The sequence below is a fragment of the Streptomyces sp. NPDC060209 genome, assembly GCF_042728155.1.
Taxonomy (GTDB): Bacteria; Actinomycetota; Actinomycetes; order Streptomycetales; family Streptomycetaceae; genus Streptomyces.
In genome coordinates this window covers 1-17,972 of record NZ_JBHWZS010000171.1, presented here as the reverse complement: position 1 = coordinate 17,972, position 17,972 = coordinate 1, and the positions used below count along the sequence as shown (strand labels likewise).

The following is a 17,972-nucleotide window of genomic DNA, read 5'->3' as shown; positions in this document are numbered from 1 at the left end:
GAGGTGGACCGGCTTTTTGGGCAACCGGAAGGCTGCGCTACGACGGGGACGTCAGCGCGCGACCTTGCCGGCCTTGATGCACGAGGTGCAGACGTTGAGCCGCTTCGGCGTCCGCCCGACCACGGCACGCACGCGCTGGATGTTGGGATTCCAGCGACGGGACGTACGGCGGTGCGAGTGCGAAATGCTGTTGCCGAAGCTCGGCCCCTTGCCGCAAACGTCGCAGTTGGCAGCCACGGGTCACTCCAAAGACTTCAGATGCACTTACAGTGAATTCCGGCGCGCCGGAATCATTTTACTGAAGTGGCGGTACCGGAGGAATGGCCCGACTCTCATCGGGCAACCGAAGCAGCATACAACGGCTGCGTCGGCGATACGAAACTACCACGGCTCCCCGGTCACTCCGTCCTCGCACCTCTGCCCGCCGGGCCCGCTCGCGAGGGCTACCCTGCGGTGCAGCCAGCCAGGCCAGCCCCCCCACGGCCGTCCCAAGGAGGACCAACGGTGCCGCAGTCCCCCGACGATCTCGACGCCGTCGCGGTGCGCACCTGGTGCTCACTGGCCCTGGAGGCCCTCGGCCGGGAGCGGGCGGCCATCGACGCCATCAACGTCTACCCCGTCGCCGACGGGGACACCGGCACCAACCTGTACCTCACCGTCGAGTCGGCGGCCGCGGCCGTCGAAGCGGTCTTCGCCGCCCATGAGACCGGCTCCACCGTGCCCGATCCCGCGGACGCCATGAGGGCCATGGCGCACGGCGCGCTGATCGGTGCCCGGGGCAACTCCGGGACCATCCTGGCCCAGCTGCTGCGCGGCATGGCCTCGGTGCTGTCCGAGTCGGGTGACGCGCATCACCTGCGGGCCGCGCTGGCGGAGGCCGCCGCCACGGCACGGCTGGCCGTCGCCCATCCCGTCGAGGGCACGGTGCTCACCGTCGCCACCGCCGCCGCCGGGGCGGCGGGGGCCGCGGACCCGGGCGCCGGCCTCACGGACGTGGTGGAGGCGGCGTACGAAGGGGCACGTGCCGCCCTGGCCGCCACCCCGGGCCAGCTCGCCGTCCTCGGCCGCGCCGGCGTCGTGGACGCGGGAGGACAGGGCCTGGTCACCGTGCTCGGAGCGCTGCTGGAAGCTGTCGGCGGCCGGGCGCAGGAGCGCGCCGTCCGGCCCGCCCCCGACGTCCTGCCCCTGACCGGCGACTGCGCGGACGCGGGCCCGGACGGCGGCCCGGCCTTCGAGGTCATCTATCTGCTGGAGGCGACCGACGACGCGGTCGCCCGGCTGCGGAGCCGGCTGGACGGCCTGGGGGACTCCCTCGTCGTGGTCGGCGGCGACGGCCTTTGGAACGTCCACGTCCATGTCGACGACGCCGGGGCGGCCGTCGAGGCCGGGGTCGAGGCCGGCCGGCCCTACCGGATCCGGATCACCCACTTCGCCGCCGACCGGGGCTCGGCCCACCGGGAACCCGCCCAGCGCGCGGTCGTCGTGGTGGTACCCGGCGACGGACTCTCCGGGCTGTGCACCGAGGCCGGGGCGACCACCGTGCTGGCACGCCCCGGCGAGCCGCCCGCCAGCGGCGAACTGGTCGACGCCATCCGCCGGGCCCACGCCCGCGAGGTGGTCCTGCTGCCCAACGACGCCCAGCTGCGCCACACCGCCGCCGCCGCCGCCGAACAGGCCAGGACCGAAGGCATCCGCGTCGCCCTGGTCCCCACCCGCGCCGCGGTCCAGGGCATCGCCGCGCTCGCCGTCCACGAACCCGGCCGCAGCTTCGACGAGGACGTCGTCGCGATGACGTCGGCGGCCGGGGCCACCCGGTACGCCGAACTGGCGGTCGCCGAAAGGCAGTCGTGGACCATGGCGGGCATCTGCCAGGCCGGCGACATCCTCGGCCTGATCGACGGGGACGTCGCTGTCATCGGTGAGGACGTCTCCGGCACGGCCCGCACGGTCCTGGACCGGATGCTGTCGGCCGGCGGCGAACTCGTCACCCTCATCCTGGGGGAGGACGTGCCCGACGCGCTGGCGGACGAGCTGAGCGAACACGTCCGCGAGGGCTACCTCGCCGTCGACACGGTCGTCTACCGGGGCGGCCACCAGGCGGCACCCCTCCTGATCGGCGTCGAGTGACACGTCGTGCGGCGCCGCGCCCGGCGACATCTGTCAGTGGTGTGGTGTGCAATGGACCGCGTGTCCGCTTTCGATGAACCCCTCAAGAAGCTGCTCGGCGGAGCCACCGCGAAGGTGATGGCCGAACACCTCGACCTGCACACGGTCGGTGATCTGCTGCACCACTACCCGCGGCGCTACGAGGAGCGCGGTCGTCTCACGGCGCTCACCGAGCTCCCGCTGGACGAGCACGTGACGGTCGTCGCACAGGTCGCCGACGCGCGGATCATGATGTTCAACAACGGCCGCGGCAAGCGGCTGGAGGTCACCCTCACCGACGGGAGCGGCAGGCTCCAGCTGGTCTTCTTCGGACACGGCGTCCACAAGCCCCACAAGGAGCTCCTCCCCGGCCGCCGGGCGATGTTCGCGGGCAAGGTCTCCGTCTTCAACAGGAAGATGCAGCTCGCCCACCCCACCTACCAACTCCTCGACGCGCGGGACGAGGACGCCGCGGATGTGACCGAGGCCGTCGACGCCTTCGCGGGGCAGTTGCTGCCGATCTACCCGGCCTGCAAGCAGCTCGACTCCTGGCGGATCGCCAAGGCCGTCGACACCGTGCTGCCCAGCGCGCAGGAGGCGGTGGACCCGCTGCCCCCGGCGCTGCGGGAAGGGCGTGGATTCGTCCCCCTGCCCGAGGCGCTGCTCAGGATCCACCGCCCGCAGACCAAGGCGGACATCGCGGCCGCGCGGGACCGCCTGCGCTGGGACGAGGCCTTCGTCCTCCAGGTCGCGCTCGCCCGGCGCCGTTACGCCGACACCCAACTCCCGGCAGTGGCCCGCGGATCCGTCCCCGACGGGCTGCTCGACGCCTTCGACGCCACACTGCCGTTCACCCTCACCGAGGGCCAGCAGAAGGTCACCGAGGAGATCTTCGACGCCCTCGCGACGGAACACCCCATGCACCGGCTGCTCCAGGGGGAGGTCGGGTCCGGCAAGACGCTGGTCGCGCTGCGGGCCATGCTCCGGGTCGTCGACGCGGGCGGTCAGGCGGCGATGCTCGCGCCCACCGAGGTGCTGGCCCAGCAGCACCACCGGTCTATCACCGAGATGATGGGGGAGCTGGCCGAAGGCGGGATGCTCGGCGGCTCCGACCTGGGCACGAAGGTCGTCCTGCTCACCGGTTCCATGGGTGTGGCGGCCCGCCGGAAGGCGCTGCTCGACCTCGTCACGGGCGAGGCCGGGATCGTCATCGGCACCCACGCGCTGATCGAGGACAAGGTGCAGTTCCACGACCTCGGTCTGGTCGTCGTCGACGAACAGCACCGCTTCGGCGTGGAACAGCGCGACGCGCTGCGTTCCAAGGGGAAGCAGCCGCCCCACCTGCTCGTCATGACGGCCACGCCCATTCCCCGGACCGTCGCGATGACCGTCTTCGGTGATCTGGAGACCTCCGTACTCGACCAGCTCCCCGCCGGCCGCTCGCCGATCGCCAGCCATGTCGTCCCCGCCAAGGACAAGCCCCACTTCCTCAGCCGTGCCTGGGAACGCGTCCGCGAGGAAGTGGAGAACGGCCACCAGGCCTACGTCGTGTGCCCCCGCATCGGCGACGACGCCGACGAGGCCGCGGAGAAGAAGGGGAAGGCGGGGAAGAAGCAGGCCGCCCCCGAGGACGACGCCGAGAAACGGCCTCCGCTCGCCGTGCTGGACATCGCCGGACAGCTCGCCAAGGGCCCGCTCGCCGGTCTGCGCGTCGAGGTCCTGCACGGCAGGATGCCGCCCGACGACAAGGACGACGTCATGCGCCGGTTCGCCGCCGGCCAGGCCGACGTCCTCGTCGCCACCACCGTCATCGAGGTCGGGGTGAACGTCCCCAACGCCACCGCGATGGTGATCATGGACGCGGACCGCTTCGGAGTGTCCCAGCTGCACCAGCTCAGAGGCCGGGTCGGGCGCGGCAGCGCCCCCGGCCTCTGTCTGCTGGTCAGTGAGGCCCACGAGGCGAGCCCCGCCCGGGCCAGGCTCTCCGCGGTCGCCGCCACCCTCGACGGCTTCGAGCTCTCCCGCATCGACCTCGAACAGCGGCGCGAGGGCGATGTCCTCGGCCAGGCCCAGTCCGGTGTCCGCTCCTCCCTGCGGGTGCTCAGCGTCATCGACGACGAAGAGGTCATCGCGGCGGCCCGCGAGGAGGCCGTCCGTGTCGTCGCCGACGATCCCGGGCTCGAGCGGCTCCCCGAGCTGCGCACCGCGCTGGACGCCCTGCTCGACAAGGACCGTGAGGAATACCTCGACAAGGGGTGACCGGGCGGATCAGCGGCGACGCCATATCGTGGGGAGCACGGCGCACGTTCCGTCCTGTGTGCCACCCGCGACCCGAGGAACAGAACCCATGACCCGCGTGATCGCCGGCACGGCCGGCGGACGCCGCCTGGCCGTCCCGCCCGGCACCGGCACCCGCCCCACCTCCGACCGTGCGCGCGAGGCACTGTTCTCCACCTGGGAAGCGCTCCTGGGCACGCTCGACGGCATCCGTGTCGCCGATCTCTACGCGGGTTCAGGCGCGGTGGGCCTGGAGGCGCTCTCGCGCGGAGCGGCCCACGCCCTGCTCGTGGAGGCAGACGCCAAGGCCGCGCGCACCGTCCGCGACAACATCCGCACCCTCGGTCTGCCCGGCGCCGAATTCCGTGCGGGCAAAGCAGAACAGATCGTGACGGGACCGGCACCCTCCGACCCGTACGACGTGGTTTTCCTCGATCCGCCGTACGCCGTCACCGACGACGATCTTCGGGAGATCCTCCTCACACTCCGTGCTCAGGGGTGGCTCACGGGCGATGCTCTCGTCACGGTGGAACGGAGCACCAGAGGCGGGGAATTCACCTGGCCCGACGGATTCGAGCCACAGCGTGCGCGTCGCTACGGCGAGGCCACGTTTTGGTACGGTCGCGCCGCCTCTACGTGCGAAGACGCACGATGACCGCACCGGAGAGCGAGGGAATCACGTTGCGCCGCGCCGTCTGTCCGGGGTCGTTCGACCCCATCACCAACGGACATCTCGACATCATCGGACGAGCCTCGAAGCTTTACGACGTCGTGCACGTCGCCGTGATGATCAACCAGTCCAAGAAGGGCTTGTTCACCGTCGACGAGCGGATCGACCTGATCCGCGAGGTGACCGCGGACTTCGGCAACGTGGAGGTCGAGGCCTTCCACGGCCTGCTGGTCGACTTCTGCAAGCAGCGCGACATCCCGGCGATCGTGAAGGGCCTGCGGGCCGTCAGCGACTTCGACTACGAGCTGCAGATGGCCCAGATGAACAACGGCCTCTCGGGGGTCGAGACACTCTTCGTGCCGACGAACCCGACCTACAGCTTCCTGTCGTCCTCCCTGGTCAAGGAGGTCGCCACCTGGGGCGGCGATGTGGCGCACCTGCTTCCTCCGACGGTCCACGAGGCCCTCGTGAAGCGTCTCGGCGAGAAGTGATGAGCTGACCGTCCGTCACCAGGTGTCGGACGGGAGGCGACTGGCCTTACAGTCGTCCCGTCCGTCTCCAACAGCAGCAGAGAGTGGCGAGCACACGGTGGACGTGCAGAAGAAGCTCGACGAGATCGTCGAAACGGTCGGGAACGCCCGCTCCATGCCCATGTCGGCGTCCTGCGTGGTCAACCGGGCCGAACTGCTCGCGATGCTCGAGGAGGTGCGCGAGGCCCTGCCCGGCTCGCTCGCCCACGCCGAGGAGCTCATCGGCGGCCGTGAGCAGCTCGCCGAGCAGGCCCGGCAGGAGGCCGAGCGGATCATCGAGTCCGCCCGCGCGGAGCGCGGCTCGCTGATCTCCGGGACCGAGATCGCCCAGCAGTCCCAGGCCGAGGCGGACAGGATCCTGTCCGAGGCCCGCAGGGAGGCCGACGAGGTCCGCGGCGAGGCCGACGAGTACGTCGACAGCAAGCTCGCCAACTTCGAGGTCGTCCTGACCAAGACCATCGGATCCGTCGACCGGGGCCGCGAGAAGCTCCTCGGCCGCGGCGAGGGCGTCGACGAGCAGGGCTACGAGGACCCCGACTTCGCCGAGGCGCCGGAGCGCAGCGCGGACCCGGAGACGCTCCGCCGGCGCGCCGACGACTACGTGGACACCAAGCTCGGTGCCTTCGAGGCCGTGCTCGCCAAGACCCTGGAGGCCGTCGGCCGGGGCCGCCAGAAGCTGCACGGACGGGTCGCCACCGACGACCTCGGCGCGCACATGGCCGCCCAGGACGCCGCGGGCGGCTCGCAGCACACCAGCGACGAGGACCACTGGGCGGGCCTGGCCGCGCTCGCCACCCCGGAGCCCCGGCAGAGCCCCCAGCAGCACTCATACGCGGAGCCCGCGCAGCCGGACTACGCGCCGGTGGCCGAGTACCAGGACCCCGCGCAGCCCGGCTTCCCGGTCCAGGCCGAGCCGCAGTACGCGCAGACCTACGGCTACCAGGACCAGCAGCCGCTCCAGGACGGCTACGGCTACCAGCAGCAGCCCGATCCGTACGCCGCCTACCAGCAGCATGCGTACGACCCGAACCAGCAGCAGGGCCAGCAGCAGGAGTACGGCTGGCCGCAGCAGGGCCAGGTCCCTGTCCAGCAGGGCGAGAGCGCGCTCGACGAGACCAGCCTCTTCGACACCAGCATGATCGACCTGGAACAGCTGCGCCGGTACGAACAGGGCCGCTGACCGGAGCGGGCCCTACCGGATTGGGAGCTGGGCGGTACGTCCAGTATCCTGAGTCTTCGGTCGCGTGTATGTCCGCGATCCCGGCTGCCCTCTTTCCGTCAGGACAAGGGGCGGCCCTCCCGAAGCCGCACCACGCACATGATTTCGAAAGCAGGAAAAGCCCTGAACGGCCACCTCGACCACCGCAGCCCTCTCGTGTTCGATACGCGCGAGCTGGGCCGGCGTCCGGGTACCCAGAAGCGGCTGACCCGCACGGCGGAAGCGCCGAAGGACCTCGGTATCGACGGGGTCATCGGTGTGCCGGAGAACGCGCCCCTGGCGCTGGACCTCCGCCTCGAATCGGTCATGGAAGGGGTGCTCGTCACAGGCACCGCCCGTGCGACGGCCGAGGGGGAGTGCGTAAGGTGTCTGGAGCCGCTGACCCTCGAGGTCGAAGCGGACTTCCAGGAGATGTTCTCGTACCCTGACGCCGATGACCGGAACCGCAGCAGGACCGCGGACCCGGTCGACGACGCCGAGGACGACGAGGACAGGTTCTTTCTCGAGGACGACTCGTTCGACCTCGAGCCTGTGCTGCGTGACGCGGTGGTGCTCGCACTGCCGCTGCAGCCGGTGTGCAAGGAGACCTGTGCCGGTCTGTGTTCCGAATGCGGAATCAGGCTGGACGAGAATCCGGACCACCACCACGACGTCGCCGACATACGTTGGGCGGCACTGCAAGGACTCGCCGAGACCGTTCAGGACGGCGAGAAGGACAACATGGGCGGCGCCGAACCTGGCGTCGACGAGAAGCAGGAGAAGTAGCCGTGGCTGTTCCGAAGCGGAAGATGTCGCGCAGCAACACGCGCCACCGCCGGTCGCAGTGGAAGGCTGCGGTCCCCACCCTGGTTTCGTGCGAGCGTTGCCAGGAGCCGAAGCTCCAGCACATTGCGTGCCCGAGCTGCGGCACCTACAACAAGCGCCAGGTCCTCGAGGTCTGAGCGGCTGGTGAGAGGCCCGATGTCTGAGTTGTCCAGCTCCAAGAAGCAGACAGACAACATCAACACAGCCTCGTCCCACACGCTTCTGGAAGGGCGGCTCGGGTATCACCTCGAGTCCGCCCTTCTGGTGCGTGCGCTGACCCACCGCTCGTACGCATACGAGAACGGCGGTCTGCCCACCAACGAGCGGCTCGAATTCCTCGGGGATTCGGTGCTCGGCCTGGTGGTCACGGACACGCTGTACCGCACCCACCCCGACCTGCCCGAAGGCCAGCTGGCCAAGTTGCGGGCCGCGGTGGTCAACTCGCGTGCACTTGCGGAAGTGGGCCGCGGCCTCGAACTCGGCTCCTTCATCCGGCTCGGCCGCGGTGAAGAGGGTACGGGTGGCCGGGACAAGGCTTCCATCCTCGCCGACACCCTTGAAGCGGTGATCGGCGCCGTCTATCTCGATCAGGGCCTCAGCGCGGCCTCGGAGCTGGTCCACCGGCTCTTCGACCCGCTGATCGACAGGTCCTCCAACCTCGGAGCCGGCCTGGACTGGAAGACCAGTCTCCAGGAGCTCACCGCCAGCGAGAGCCTCGGAGTCCCCGAGTACCTCGTCACGGAGACCGGCCCCGATCACGAGAAGACCTTTACTGCTGCTGCTCGCGTCGGTGGTGTCTCGTACGGCACCGGCACCGGCCGTAGCAAGAAGGAAGCGGAGCAGCAGGCGGCAGAGTCCGCCTGGCGCGAGATCAGCGCCGCCGCGGAAGCACGGGAGGCTGCGGCCAAGGCCGCAGCCGACGGAGGGGTCGCCGACACCCCTGCCGGCCCGTCGCCGCACTCGGACGCAGCTCCGGCCTGATTTATCCGGAAACCCCTCGGTGCCTCGGCGCACCGGGGGGTTTTCGCTGTCCCGTCACCGAAGTCCTGTCCCGTCCCGCTGTCCCGTCCCCCGCTGTCCCGCCCCCGCTGTCCCGCCACGTCCCGAAGGAGCGCCCGCCGTGCCCGAACTGCCCGAGGTCGAAGTCGTGCGCCGGGGTCTGGAGCGCTGGACCGCCGGACGTACCGTCGAGGACGTCGAGGTCCTGCATCCGCGTGCGGTCCGCCGGCACCTCGCGGGCGGCGCGGACTTCGCGGCCCGGCTCCGTGGCCTGCGCTTCGGCACGGCGATGCGCCGCGGCAAGTACCTCTGGGTCCCTCTCGACGAGGTGCAGTCCTCGCTCCTGGGTCACCTCGGCATGAGCGGTCAGCTGCTCGTACAGCCCGAGGACGCCCCCGACGAGAAGCACCTGCGGGTCCGGGTCCGCTTCGACGACGCGCTCGGTACCGAGCTGCGCTTCGTCGACCAGCGCACTTTCGGCGGCCTGTCGCTGCACGACAACACCCCCGACGGCCTGCCCGACGTCATCGCGCACATCGCGCGTGACCCCCTCGACCCGGCCTTCGACGACACCGCCTTCCACGTGGCGCTGCGCCTGCGCCGTACGACAGTCAAGCGCGCCCTGCTCGACCAGTCCCTGATCAGCGGCGTCGGCAACATCTACGCCGACGAGGCGCTCTGGCGCAGTCGGCTGCACTACGAGCGGCCGACCGCGACCCTGACCCGTCCGAGGACGGCGGAGCTGCTCGGCCATGTCCGGGACGTGATGCGGGAGGCCCTCGACCAGGGCGGCACCAGCTTCGACAGCCTGTACGTCAATGTGAACGGGGAGTCCGGATACTTCGACCGGTCGCTCGACGCGTACGGACGCGAGGACGAGCCCTGCCACCGCTGCGGAACGCCGATGCGCCGACGGCCGTGGATGAACCGCTCCAGCTACTTCTGCCCGCGCTGCCAGCGTCCGCCGCGGGTCTCCTGACGTTCCGCCTCAGGCTTCGTGTGCAGCGTCGTACCGGTTCCGGGCCTCGACGACCTCGGGCATCCGTCCCTCGACGAGCTGGATGAGGTCCATCAGCCGCCCCGCGACCTGGCGGCCGAGCGCTGTCAGGTCGTAGTCGACGCGCGGCGGATTGGTGAGCCGGGCCTCCCGGTGCACCAGGCCGTCGCGCTCGAGCGCGTGCAGTGTCTGGGAGAGCATCTTCTCGCTGACGCCGTCGACCCGGCGGCGCAGCTCGTTGAAGCGGGCGCCGCTCTCGTACAGCGCGCCGAGGGTCAGGCTGCCCCAGCGGCCCGTGACGTGTTCCAGGGTTCCGCGGGAGGGGCACTGCCGTGAGAAGACGTCGAACGGCGATTCGCCGTCCTCGGGCACGGATTCCGTAGCTGTCTGAGCCATGACCACCAGCTTACGCCTGTGCAGCGCTCACTCCTGGTGAGCGCCGCCAAGCGCACAGCGCTCCCGTGCCGCAACCGAACGCGCCCACCCCGGGACAGCTCGGGGTGGGCGCGTGCGGGTGGTGCGGAAAGGATCAGAAGCCGAAGTCCTGCGTCCACCAGGGGCCGCCGGAGCCGAGGTGAACGCCTACGCCGAGCGTCTTGTAATCGCAGTTGAGAATGTTTGCGCGGTGGCCGTCGCTGTTCATCCAGGCGTCCATCACGGCCTGCGCGTCGGCCTGGCCCCGGGCGATGTTCTCGCCGCCCAGATCCTGCACGCCGGCTGCGGCGGCGCGGTCCCAAGGGGTCGCCCCGTCGGGGTCGGTGTGACCGAAGAAGTCACGGGCGGCCATGTCCTCGCTGAAGTCCTGGGCGAGCGCGGTCAGTGAGGCGCTGGTGGTGACCGGGCTGCAGCCGACCTTCGCGCGCTCCTGGTTGACCAGGGCGAGCACGGCGGCCTGAGCGGAGGTGGCGGACGGGCTCGCCGAGGCGGTGGCCTTGCGGCTCGGGGTGGCCGACGAGGACTTCGGAGCGGCAGGGGCCTTGGCCGCCGGGCTGGACGACGTGCTCTTCTTCGGCTCCGCGGCCGGTGCCTTCGTCCGTGTCGGCGTCTTCGTCGCCGGCTTCGAGGCGGTTGCCGAAGGCTTCGTGCTCGGCTTCGCGCTCGGGGTTGCCGAGGGGGACTTCGAGGGTGCGGCGGAACGGCCGGCGCCCCGGTTGGCCTCGGCCGATGCGGAGGCCGACGTGCGGCCGGTCGGCTCGGCGGACGACTCGCCCTGTGTCAGCAGGTCGGGAGCACCGCCCGCGTGGACCTGGTCGGCGGCCCCGCCGCTGACGCTGTAGCTGTCGCCGCCCGGCAGCAGGCCGGAGGCGACAGCGACGGCTCCGACGGCCACGGCCGCGGACACGCCGAGGAGCCCGGCGCGTACGGGTATGCCCGCCCGCTTCTTCCGGCGTGCGCTCCGGTGCCCGTCCTCCGCGTCCGCCGCGTGCTGCTCAGCGGCGGGGGCCGCGCCTGCGCGTCGATGCCGTCCCATGCGCTGTGCCTTCCTCGTGCTCCGGGCGTCGTTCCGACGTCACCGTATTCAAGATCAAAATCACCCGTTCGGGTGAGGCTATTGCGAGGGGACCTTACGCCATGGCGGATTGGGGCGACGTGCTCCGCGAGTAATTGGCCGGTTAGCGTTCGGGCATGAACGAAGATGCACGACTCGTCGTATGGGTACGCGGCCGAGTACAGCAAGTAGGGTTCCGCTGGTTCACCAGGGCAAATGCTTTGGAGATCGGAAAGCTCACCGGCTTCGCCCTCAATCTCGACGACGGCCGGGTGCAGGTGGTGGCGGAAGGGCCGCGTGAGAATTGCCACCGTCTGCTCGACTGGCTCGGCTCCGACGACACACCCGGCCGCGTGGACGGCGTCACTGAGATCTGGGACACCCCTCGCGGCGGATATGAGGGATTCGCGATCCGCTGATTCCGGGCGGGAAAGGGGGCCGGATCCGCTGCGTGCACAAGGGGCGGCGCGCCGTCACCGGGAGGTGCGGCGAGGGGCTCGCACCCGAAATGACCTGCGGAAGAAGCCGGCTCCTGGACATGGTTGCCAAGAAGCGCGCGTCGTGCCAGGCTGCGGCATTGACGAAGATCTCCACGTCCCTCGGGAACCCGCAGGAGAGCCGCGCCGAATGATCGTCAGGGCGCGCGCCCCCGGGACACCCGGCCCCCTGGCGTGTGATCGTGTTGACCGTCAAACTTTTTGGTGAGACGCTGAAAACCCCGCGCACCTTAGCTGTTCGGCAGAGCTGGTGACAGCAAGAACAGCAGTGAATACAGAACGCTGCCGAGCACCGCGGGTGCGATTCCCTCACGACCCACACCGCATAGGTCGGTCACTCAGTGTGGAGGACCATCCATCATGGCAAAGGCGCTTCTCGGTTACGTCGGCGGTTCCGATCCGCGACTCCTCGCCGAGATGCGACGGCTTCAGAAGCGTGTCCAGGACCTGGAATCCGAGCTCGTACGGATCCAGGACGAGAACGACGCGCTCAACGCCGCCGCTCAGCACCAGGAGTCGCTGCTCGACAGCATCGACATCGACGTACCCCAGGCGGAGCCCGCGCTGACCTGACCCCCAGGCCCTGCCGGGGCCGGTCGGGCCACAGCCAGCCGCTCGGGATCAACCAACGAAGTCTTCGTCACGGATCGTCGTCCTGGAACACCGAGGATTGCTCGTGATCCGGCCCGTTCGCGATCCGTTACGCAAGGCTGTGCTCGGATGACTGCACAGCAGCACCGTGCACGATTTACAAGGGACGCTCCGGCGTCCCTTCTTTCTTTCCCCCTGGACCGTCCCCGCCCTATCGCTCTTCGCTTACCGTCTGATGTGCCCTGCACCTTCATCAGCGAAACCGAGAGTGAAAGGTAGAGTCCGGCGGCGTGCACCTCAAGGCCCTGACCCTCCGTGGTTTCAAATCGTTCGCCTCCGCCACGACCCTCCGGTTCGAACCAGGGATCACCTGTGTCGTCGGCCCGAACGGTTCGGGTAAATCCAATGTGGTGGACGCGCTCTCCTGGGTCATGGGTGAGCAGGGAGCCAAATCCCTGCGCGGCGGCAAGATGGAAGACGTGATCTTCGCCGGCACCACGGGAAGACCGCCCCTGGGCCGTGCGGAAGTGTCGCTGACCATCGACAATTCCGATGGAGCACTGCCCATCGAGTACGCCGAAGTGACGATCACCCGGATCATGTTCCGCAACGGCGGCAGCGAATACCAGATCAATGGCGACACCTGCCGGCTGCTCGACATCCAGGAACTCCTCTCGGACTCCGGTATCGGCCGAGAGATGCACGTCATCGTCGGCCAGGGCCGGCTGGACTCGGTCCTGCACGCCGACCCGACGGGGCGCCGCGCCTTCATCGAAGAGGCGGCGGGCGTGCTCAAGCACCGTAAGCGCAAGGAGAAGGCGCTGCGGAAGCTGGAGGCGATGGGCGCGAACCTCGCCCGCGTCCAGGACCTCACCGACGAACTGCGCCGCCAGCTCAAACCGCTGGGCCGGCAGGCGGCCGTGGCCCGCCGGGCCGCCGTCATCCAGGCCGACCTGCGGGACGCCCGGCTGAGGCTCCTCGCCGACGACCTGGTGCGGCTGCGGGAGGCGCTGCGCGGCGAGATCGCCGACGAGGCCGCCCTCAAACAGCGCAGGGAATCGGCGGAGGCAGAACTCAAGGCGGCGCTCGCCCGCGAGGCGGACCTGGAGGACGAGGTGCGCCGGCTGGCGCCGCGGCTGCAGCGGGCCCAGCAGACCTGGTACGAACTCTCGCAGCTGGCCGAACGAGTGCGGGGCACGATCTCGCTCGCCGACGCCCGGGTGAAGAGCGCCACCGCGGCGCCCGAGGAGGAGCGGCGGGGGCGGGACCCGGAGGACATGGAGCGCGAGGCCGCCCGGATCCGCGAGCAGGAAGCGGAGCTGGAGGCGGCACTCGAAGCGGCGGAGCACGCCCTGGAGGACACCACCGCGCACCGGGCCGAACTGGAGCGTGAGTTGGCCTCCGAGGAGCGCAGGCTCCGGGACGCGGCCCGAGCCATCGCCGACCGGCGCGAAGGGCTCGCCCGGCTCAACGGTCAGGTCAACGCCGCCCGCAGCCGGGCGGGTTCGGCGCAGGCCGAGATCGACCGGCTGGCCGCGTCACGGGACGAGGCACAGGAGCGGGCGGCAGCGGCCCAGGAGGAGTACGAACAGCTCAAGGCCGAGGTCGAGGGCCTGGACGCGGGCGACGCGGAGCTGGCGGAACAGCACGAGGCCGCCAAACGGGAGCTCGCCGGGGCGGAGACCGCCCTGAGCACGGCGCGCGAGGCGGTCACCGCGGCGGAACGCAGCCGCGCGGCGGTCTCCGCCCGGCACGAGGCACTGTCGCTGGGATTGCGTCGCAAGGATGGCACCGGGGTGCTGCTCGGCGCGGGGGACCGGCTCTCCGGGCTGCTCGGGCCTGTCGCGGAACTGCTCACGGTGGCCCCGGGGTACGAGGTCCCGGTGGCCGCCGCACTGGGCGCGGCCGCCGACGCCGTCGCGGTCACGGATCCGGCCACGGCGGCGGACGCGATCCGCCTGCTGCGCAAGCAGGACGCGGGACGCGCGGCGCTTCTCCTGGGTGGAGCGGGGGCCGGACAGGTACCCGCGCAGGGTACGGAGCAGCTGCCTGGGCCCGCCGGTGGCTCGGCCGGCCAGGTACCCGGGCAGGCGTCCGGGTCGGAACACGTCTCCGGGGCTTCCCGGACCGAGCACGGCCCCACCGCCTCCGGACCGGAGCAAGGTGTCGCGGCGTCGGCGGGCCGGCCGGAGCCGTCGGCGGTCGTGCGGGCCGTCGCCACCGGGGAATGTCCCGCGCCCGCCGTCGCAGGCCTGCTGCAAGGACCCGTCGAGCTGATGGCGGCCGTACGGCGGCTGGTGCGCGACATGGTCGTCGTCGGCACCCTGGAGGACGCGGAGGAACTGGTCGCCGCCCACCCCGGGCTGACCGCCGTCACCGCCGAGGGCGATGTGCTGGGCGCCCACTTCGCACACGGCGGATCAGCCGGGGCGCCGAGCCTCCTGGAGGTGCAGGCCTCCGTCGACGAGGCAGCCGCCGAGCTGGCCGAGCTCGCCGTGCGCTGCGAGGAACTCGCCTCGGACCAGCGCGCCGCGGCCGCGCGGCGGGGTGAGGGCGCGGCCCAGGTGGAGGAACTGGGGGAGCGGCGCCGGGCCGCCGAGCGGGAGAAGTCCGGGGTGGCGCAGCAGCTGGGGCGCCTGGCCGGGCAGGCGCGAGGCGCCGCCGGGGAGGCCGAGCGGATGACCGCTTCGGCCGCCCGGGCCCAGGAGGCACTCGAGCGGGCCACCGAGGAGGCCGAGGAGCTGGCGGAACGGCTGCTGGTCGCCGAGGAGACCCCGGTCGAGGAGGAGCCCGACACCTCCGTACGGGACCGGCTCGCCGCCGACGGCGCCAACGCCCGCCAGACCGAGATGGAGGCCCGCCTCCAGGCCCGTACCCATGAGGAACGGGTGAAGGCGCTCGCCGGGCGGGCCGACGCCCTCGATCGCGGGGCCCGGGCCGAGCGCGAGGCGCGCACCCGCGCCGAGCAGCGCCGCGCCCGGCTGCGCCACGAGGCCGCCGTGGCCACCGCCGTGGCGTCGGGCGCCCGTCAGCTTCTCGCCCATGTCGAGGTCTCGGTCGTACGGGCGGAGGAGGAACGGACCAGGGCCGAGGCGGCGAAGGCCGAGCGTGAGCGGGGTCTCGCGGCCGAACGCGGCCGCGGCCGCGACCTCAAGGGCGAGCTCGACCGGCTCACCGACTCGGTGCACCGCGGCGAGGTCCTCGGGGCCGAGAAGCGGCTGCGCATAGAGCAGGTGGAGGCGAAGGCGCTGGAGGAGTTCGGCGTCGAGCCGGCCGGCCTGGCCGCCGAGTACGGCCCGGAACAGCTTGTGCCGCCGTCCCCCGCGGCGGAGGGCGAGGAGCTTCCGGCGGATCCGGAGCACCCGCGCAACCAGCCGAAGCCGTTCGTCAGGGCCGAGCAGGAGAAGCGGCTGAAGGCGGCCGAACGGGCGTATCAGCAACTCGGGAAGGTGAATCCTCTCGCCCTGGAGGAGTTCTCGGCGCTGGAGGAACGGCACAAGTTCCTCTCCGAGCAGCTCGAAGACCTGAAGAAGACCCGGGCCGATCTGATGCAGGTGATCAAGGAGGTCGACGAGCGGGTCGAGCAGGTGTTCACGGAGGCGTTCCGGGACACGGCCCGTGAGTTCGAGGGGGTGTTCTCCCGGCTCTTCCCGGGTGGCGAAGGCCGTCTCATCCTCACCGACCCGGACAACATGCTGACGACCGGTCTCGATGTCGAGGCGAGGCCGCCCGGCAAGAAGGTCAAGCGGCTGTCGCTGCTGTCCGGCGGCGAGCGATCCCTTACAGCCGTTGCCCTGCTGGTCTCCATCTTCAAGGCCCGGCCGAGTCCCTTCTACGTCATGGACGAGGTCGAGGCGGCGCTCGACGACACCAATCTGCAGCGCCTGATCCGGATCATGGAGGAGCTTCAGGAGAGCTCCCAGCTCATCGTCATCACGCACCAGAAGCGGACGATGGAGGTCGCCGACGTGCTGTACGGCGTATCTATGCAGGGCGACGGAGTCTCCAAGGTGATCAGCCAGCGGCTCCGCTGAGGACTGCGTGCACCGGCTGATGGGTGGTCACACCCTCTTTACCTAATCTTCAACACTTCAACGCACCTTTTGGGCGTTCCTGGGTACTTGTGTGGGACCACTTAGCCGGAACCCAAGTCTTGACTTCGAAACTTGAACGCATAACCTCAGCAATGTTGTTTTTACCTTCAAGTGGTGGTCGGCTAGAAGTTGTGCGCCACTGGGAGGGCTCACCCCCCACACCTGACGTTGCGGCCAGGTACCAGGAGTTCATGTGACCAGCACAGCGAACGGACCGGAGTCCGGAGCCCGAGCGGCCCACCCGGACCATCTCGGCCATGTCATCTTCATCACGGCAGCCGCAGCGATGGGCGGCTTCCTCTTCGGCTATGACAGCTCCGTGATCAACGGCGCCGTCGAGGCCATCCGTGACCGCTATGACATCGGGTCAGGGACGCTGGCGCAGGTCATCGCCATCGCTCTGATCGGCTGTGCCATCGGCGCGGCCACGGCGGGACGTATCGCCGACCGGATCGGCCGTATCCGCTGTATGCAGATCGCCTCGGTGCTGTTCACCATCAGCGCCGTCGGATCGGCGCTGCCGTTCGCCCTCTGGGACCTCGCCATGTGGCGGATCATCGGCGGCTTCGCGATCGGCATGGCCTCGGTCATCGGCCCGGCCTACATCGCCGAGGTCTCGCCTCCCGCCTACCGTGGCCGCCTCGGCTCCTTCCAGCAGGCCGCCATCGTCATCGGCATCGCCATCTCGCAGCTGGTCAACTACGGAATCCTGCAGATCGCCGATGGCGACCAGCGAGGCGAGATCGCCGGCTTCGAGGCCTGGCAGTGGATGCTCGGAGTGATGGTCGTCCCGGCGATTCTCTACGGGCTGCTGTCCTTCGCGATCCCCGAGTCGCCGCGCTTCCTGATCTCCGTCGGCAAGAAGGACCGCGCCCGGAAGATCCTCGAAGAGGTCGAGGGCAAGCACATCGACCTCGACGCACGTGTGAGCGAGATCGAGACGGCCATGCGCCGCGAGCACAAGTCGAAGTTCAGCGACCTGCTCGGGAGCCGCTTCGGCTTCCTGCCGATCGTCTGGGTCGGTATCGGTCTGTCGGTCTTTCAGCAGCTCGTCGGCATCAACGTCGCGTTCTACTACTCGGCGACGCTGTGGCAGTCCGTCGGCATCGACCCGACCGACTCGTTCTTCTACTCGTTCACCACGTCGATCATCAACATCATCGGCACCGTGATCGCCATGATCCTGGTGGACCGGGTGGGCCGCAGGCCGCTCGCGCTCGTCGGATCCATCGGTATGGCCGTCGCCCTGGCGTTCGAGGCCTGGGCCTTCTCCGCAGATCTGGTCGACGGCAAGCTGCCGACCACGCAGGGAACCGTCGCCCTCGTCGCGGCCCACGTCTTCGTGCTCTTCTTCGCACTCTCGTGGGGTGTCGTGGTCTGGGTCTTCCTCGGAGAGATGTTCCCGAACCGCATCCGAGCGGCCGCTCTCGGTGTCGCCGCGTCCGCGCAGTGGATCGCCAACTGGGCGATCACCGCGAGCTTCCCGAGCCTGGCCGACTGGAACCTGTCGGGCACCTACATCATCTACACCTGCTTCGCCGTGCTCTCGATCCCCTTCGTGCTCAAGTACGTGAAGGAGACCAAGGGCAAGGCGCTGGAGGAGATGGGCTAATCCCCGCTGCCCCTCTCCTCGACCCGCTGCCCCGGTCCGGCCCATGCC

Annotated in this window: 16 protein-coding genes; 13 read left to right on the top strand and 3 right to left on the bottom strand. The window is 70.1% G+C overall.

The window, feature by feature from the left end:
* Window positions 1-51 precede the first annotated feature (51 nt).
* The gene (rpmB, locus tag ACFWFI_RS27435) at window positions 52-237 is read right to left on the bottom strand and encodes a 50S ribosomal protein L28 (protein WP_003965989.1); all 186 of its coding nucleotides are present in this window, start codon (window positions 235-237) and stop codon (window positions 52-54) included.
* A gap of 267 nt (window positions 238-504) precedes the next feature.
* Between rpmB and ACFWFI_RS27430 the strand changes: the two genes are divergently transcribed.
* The 9 genes from ACFWFI_RS27430 (at window position 505) to mutM (ending at window position 9,623) form a co-directional block, all read left to right on the top strand.
* A complete protein-coding gene (locus tag ACFWFI_RS27430) occupies window positions 505-2,127 on the top strand; it encodes a DAK2 domain-containing protein (RefSeq protein ID WP_387395040.1) in 1,623 nt (540 codons plus the stop codon).
* Between the two features lie 51 nt (window positions 2,128-2,178).
* Window positions 2,179-4,404 (top strand): ATP-dependent DNA helicase RecG, encoded by a 2,226-nt coding sequence (gene recG / locus ACFWFI_RS27425; protein WP_387395038.1) that lies wholly within the window; start codon window positions 2,179-2,181, stop codon window positions 4,402-4,404.
* A gap of 88 nt (window positions 4,405-4,492) precedes the next feature.
* Window positions 4,493-5,077: a 16S rRNA (guanine(966)-N(2))-methyltransferase RsmD gene (gene rsmD, locus ACFWFI_RS27420; RefSeq protein ID WP_387395036.1), complete on the top strand. Its 585-nt coding sequence runs from the start codon at window positions 4,493-4,495 to the stop codon at window positions 5,075-5,077.
* 26 nt (window positions 5,078-5,103) lie between these two features.
* Window positions 5,104-5,583: a pantetheine-phosphate adenylyltransferase gene (gene coaD, locus ACFWFI_RS27415; RefSeq protein ID WP_387395041.1), complete on the top strand. Its 480-nt coding sequence runs from the start codon at window positions 5,104-5,106 to the stop codon at window positions 5,581-5,583.
* A gap of 97 nt (window positions 5,584-5,680) precedes the next feature.
* Window positions 5,681-6,802 (top strand): ATP synthase F0 subunit B, encoded by a 1,122-nt coding sequence (locus ACFWFI_RS27410; RefSeq protein WP_387395034.1) that lies wholly within the window; start codon window positions 5,681-5,683, stop codon window positions 6,800-6,802.
* A gap of 138 nt (window positions 6,803-6,940) precedes the next feature.
* Entirely contained in the window at window positions 6,941-7,606 is a 666-nt protein-coding gene (locus ACFWFI_RS27405; protein ID WP_147959683.1) for a YceD family protein, read from the top strand.
* Window positions 7,607-7,608: 2 nt separating this feature from the next.
* Complete coding sequence (gene rpmF / locus ACFWFI_RS27400; protein ID WP_003965982.1) at window positions 7,609-7,782, top strand: 50S ribosomal protein L32; 174 nt, start codon at window positions 7,609-7,611, stop codon at window positions 7,780-7,782.
* Window positions 7,783-7,801: 19 nt separating this feature from the next.
* Window positions 7,802-8,626, top strand: a complete 825-nt coding sequence (rnc, locus tag ACFWFI_RS27395; protein WP_387395032.1) for a ribonuclease III — start codon at window positions 7,802-7,804, stop codon at window positions 8,624-8,626.
* Between the two features lie 139 nt (window positions 8,627-8,765).
* The gene (gene mutM, locus ACFWFI_RS27390) at window positions 8,766-9,623 is read left to right on the top strand and encodes a bifunctional DNA-formamidopyrimidine glycosylase/DNA-(apurinic or apyrimidinic site) lyase (protein ID WP_387395030.1); all 858 of its coding nucleotides are present in this window, start codon (window positions 8,766-8,768) and stop codon (window positions 9,621-9,623) included.
* A 9-nt stretch (window positions 9,624-9,632) separates the two neighbouring features.
* On the opposite strand, the gene ACFWFI_RS27385 is transcribed toward mutM, so the two are convergent.
* On the bottom strand, window positions 9,633-10,037 hold the full coding sequence (locus ACFWFI_RS27385) for a winged helix-turn-helix transcriptional regulator (protein ID WP_387395028.1): 405 nt from the start codon (window positions 10,035-10,037) through the stop codon (window positions 9,633-9,635).
* A gap of 133 nt (window positions 10,038-10,170) precedes the next feature.
* Window positions 10,171-11,112, bottom strand: a complete 942-nt coding sequence (locus ACFWFI_RS27380) for a CAP domain-containing protein (protein WP_387395026.1) — start codon at window positions 11,110-11,112, stop codon at window positions 10,171-10,173.
* A gap of 155 nt (window positions 11,113-11,267) precedes the next feature.
* Here ACFWFI_RS27380 and ACFWFI_RS27375 point away from each other — a divergent pair, with 155 nt between their 5' ends.
* From ACFWFI_RS27375 to ACFWFI_RS27360, 4 genes are all read left to right on the top strand, one after another.
* Window positions 11,268-11,549 (top strand): acylphosphatase, encoded by a 282-nt coding sequence (locus ACFWFI_RS27375; RefSeq protein WP_147959695.1) that lies wholly within the window; start codon window positions 11,268-11,270, stop codon window positions 11,547-11,549.
* A 438-nt stretch (window positions 11,550-11,987) separates the two neighbouring features.
* Window positions 11,988-12,200, top strand: a complete 213-nt coding sequence (locus ACFWFI_RS27370) for a hypothetical protein (protein ID WP_033304037.1) — start codon at window positions 11,988-11,990, stop codon at window positions 12,198-12,200.
* A gap of 308 nt (window positions 12,201-12,508) precedes the next feature.
* Complete coding sequence (locus ACFWFI_RS27365; protein ID WP_387395024.1) at window positions 12,509-16,252, top strand: AAA family ATPase; 3,744 nt, start codon at window positions 12,509-12,511, stop codon at window positions 16,250-16,252.
* A 253-nt stretch (window positions 16,253-16,505) separates the two neighbouring features.
* A complete protein-coding gene (locus ACFWFI_RS27360) occupies window positions 16,506-17,924 on the top strand; it encodes a sugar porter family MFS transporter (protein WP_387395022.1) in 1,419 nt (472 codons plus the stop codon).
* Window positions 17,925-17,972 lie beyond the last annotated feature (48 nt).

Coding starts and splice junctions, on each gene's coding strand:
- recG (WP_387395038.1), top strand. CDS start 2,179: ATGGACCGCGTGTCCGCTTTCGATGAACCCCTCAAGAAGCTGCTCGGC.
- rsmD (WP_387395036.1), top strand. CDS start 4,493: ATGACCCGCGTGATCGCCGGCACGGCCGGCGGACGCCGCCTGGCCGTC.
- ACFWFI_RS27405 (WP_147959683.1), top strand. CDS start 6,941: ATGATTTCGAAAGCAGGAAAAGCCCTGAACGGCCACCTCGACCACCGC.
- rnc (WP_387395032.1), top strand. CDS start 7,802: ATGTCTGAGTTGTCCAGCTCCAAGAAGCAGACAGACAACATCAACACA.
- ACFWFI_RS27385 (WP_387395028.1), bottom strand. CDS start 10,037: ATGGCTCAGACAGCTACGGAATCCGTGCCCGAGGACGGCGAATCGCCG.
- ACFWFI_RS27380 (WP_387395026.1), bottom strand. CDS start 11,112: ATGGGACGGCATCGACGCGCAGGCGCGGCCCCCGCCGCTGAGCAGCAC.
- ACFWFI_RS27375 (WP_147959695.1), top strand. CDS start 11,268: ATGAACGAAGATGCACGACTCGTCGTATGGGTACGCGGCCGAGTACAG.
- ACFWFI_RS27370 (WP_033304037.1), top strand. CDS start 11,988: ATGGCAAAGGCGCTTCTCGGTTACGTCGGCGGTTCCGATCCGCGACTC.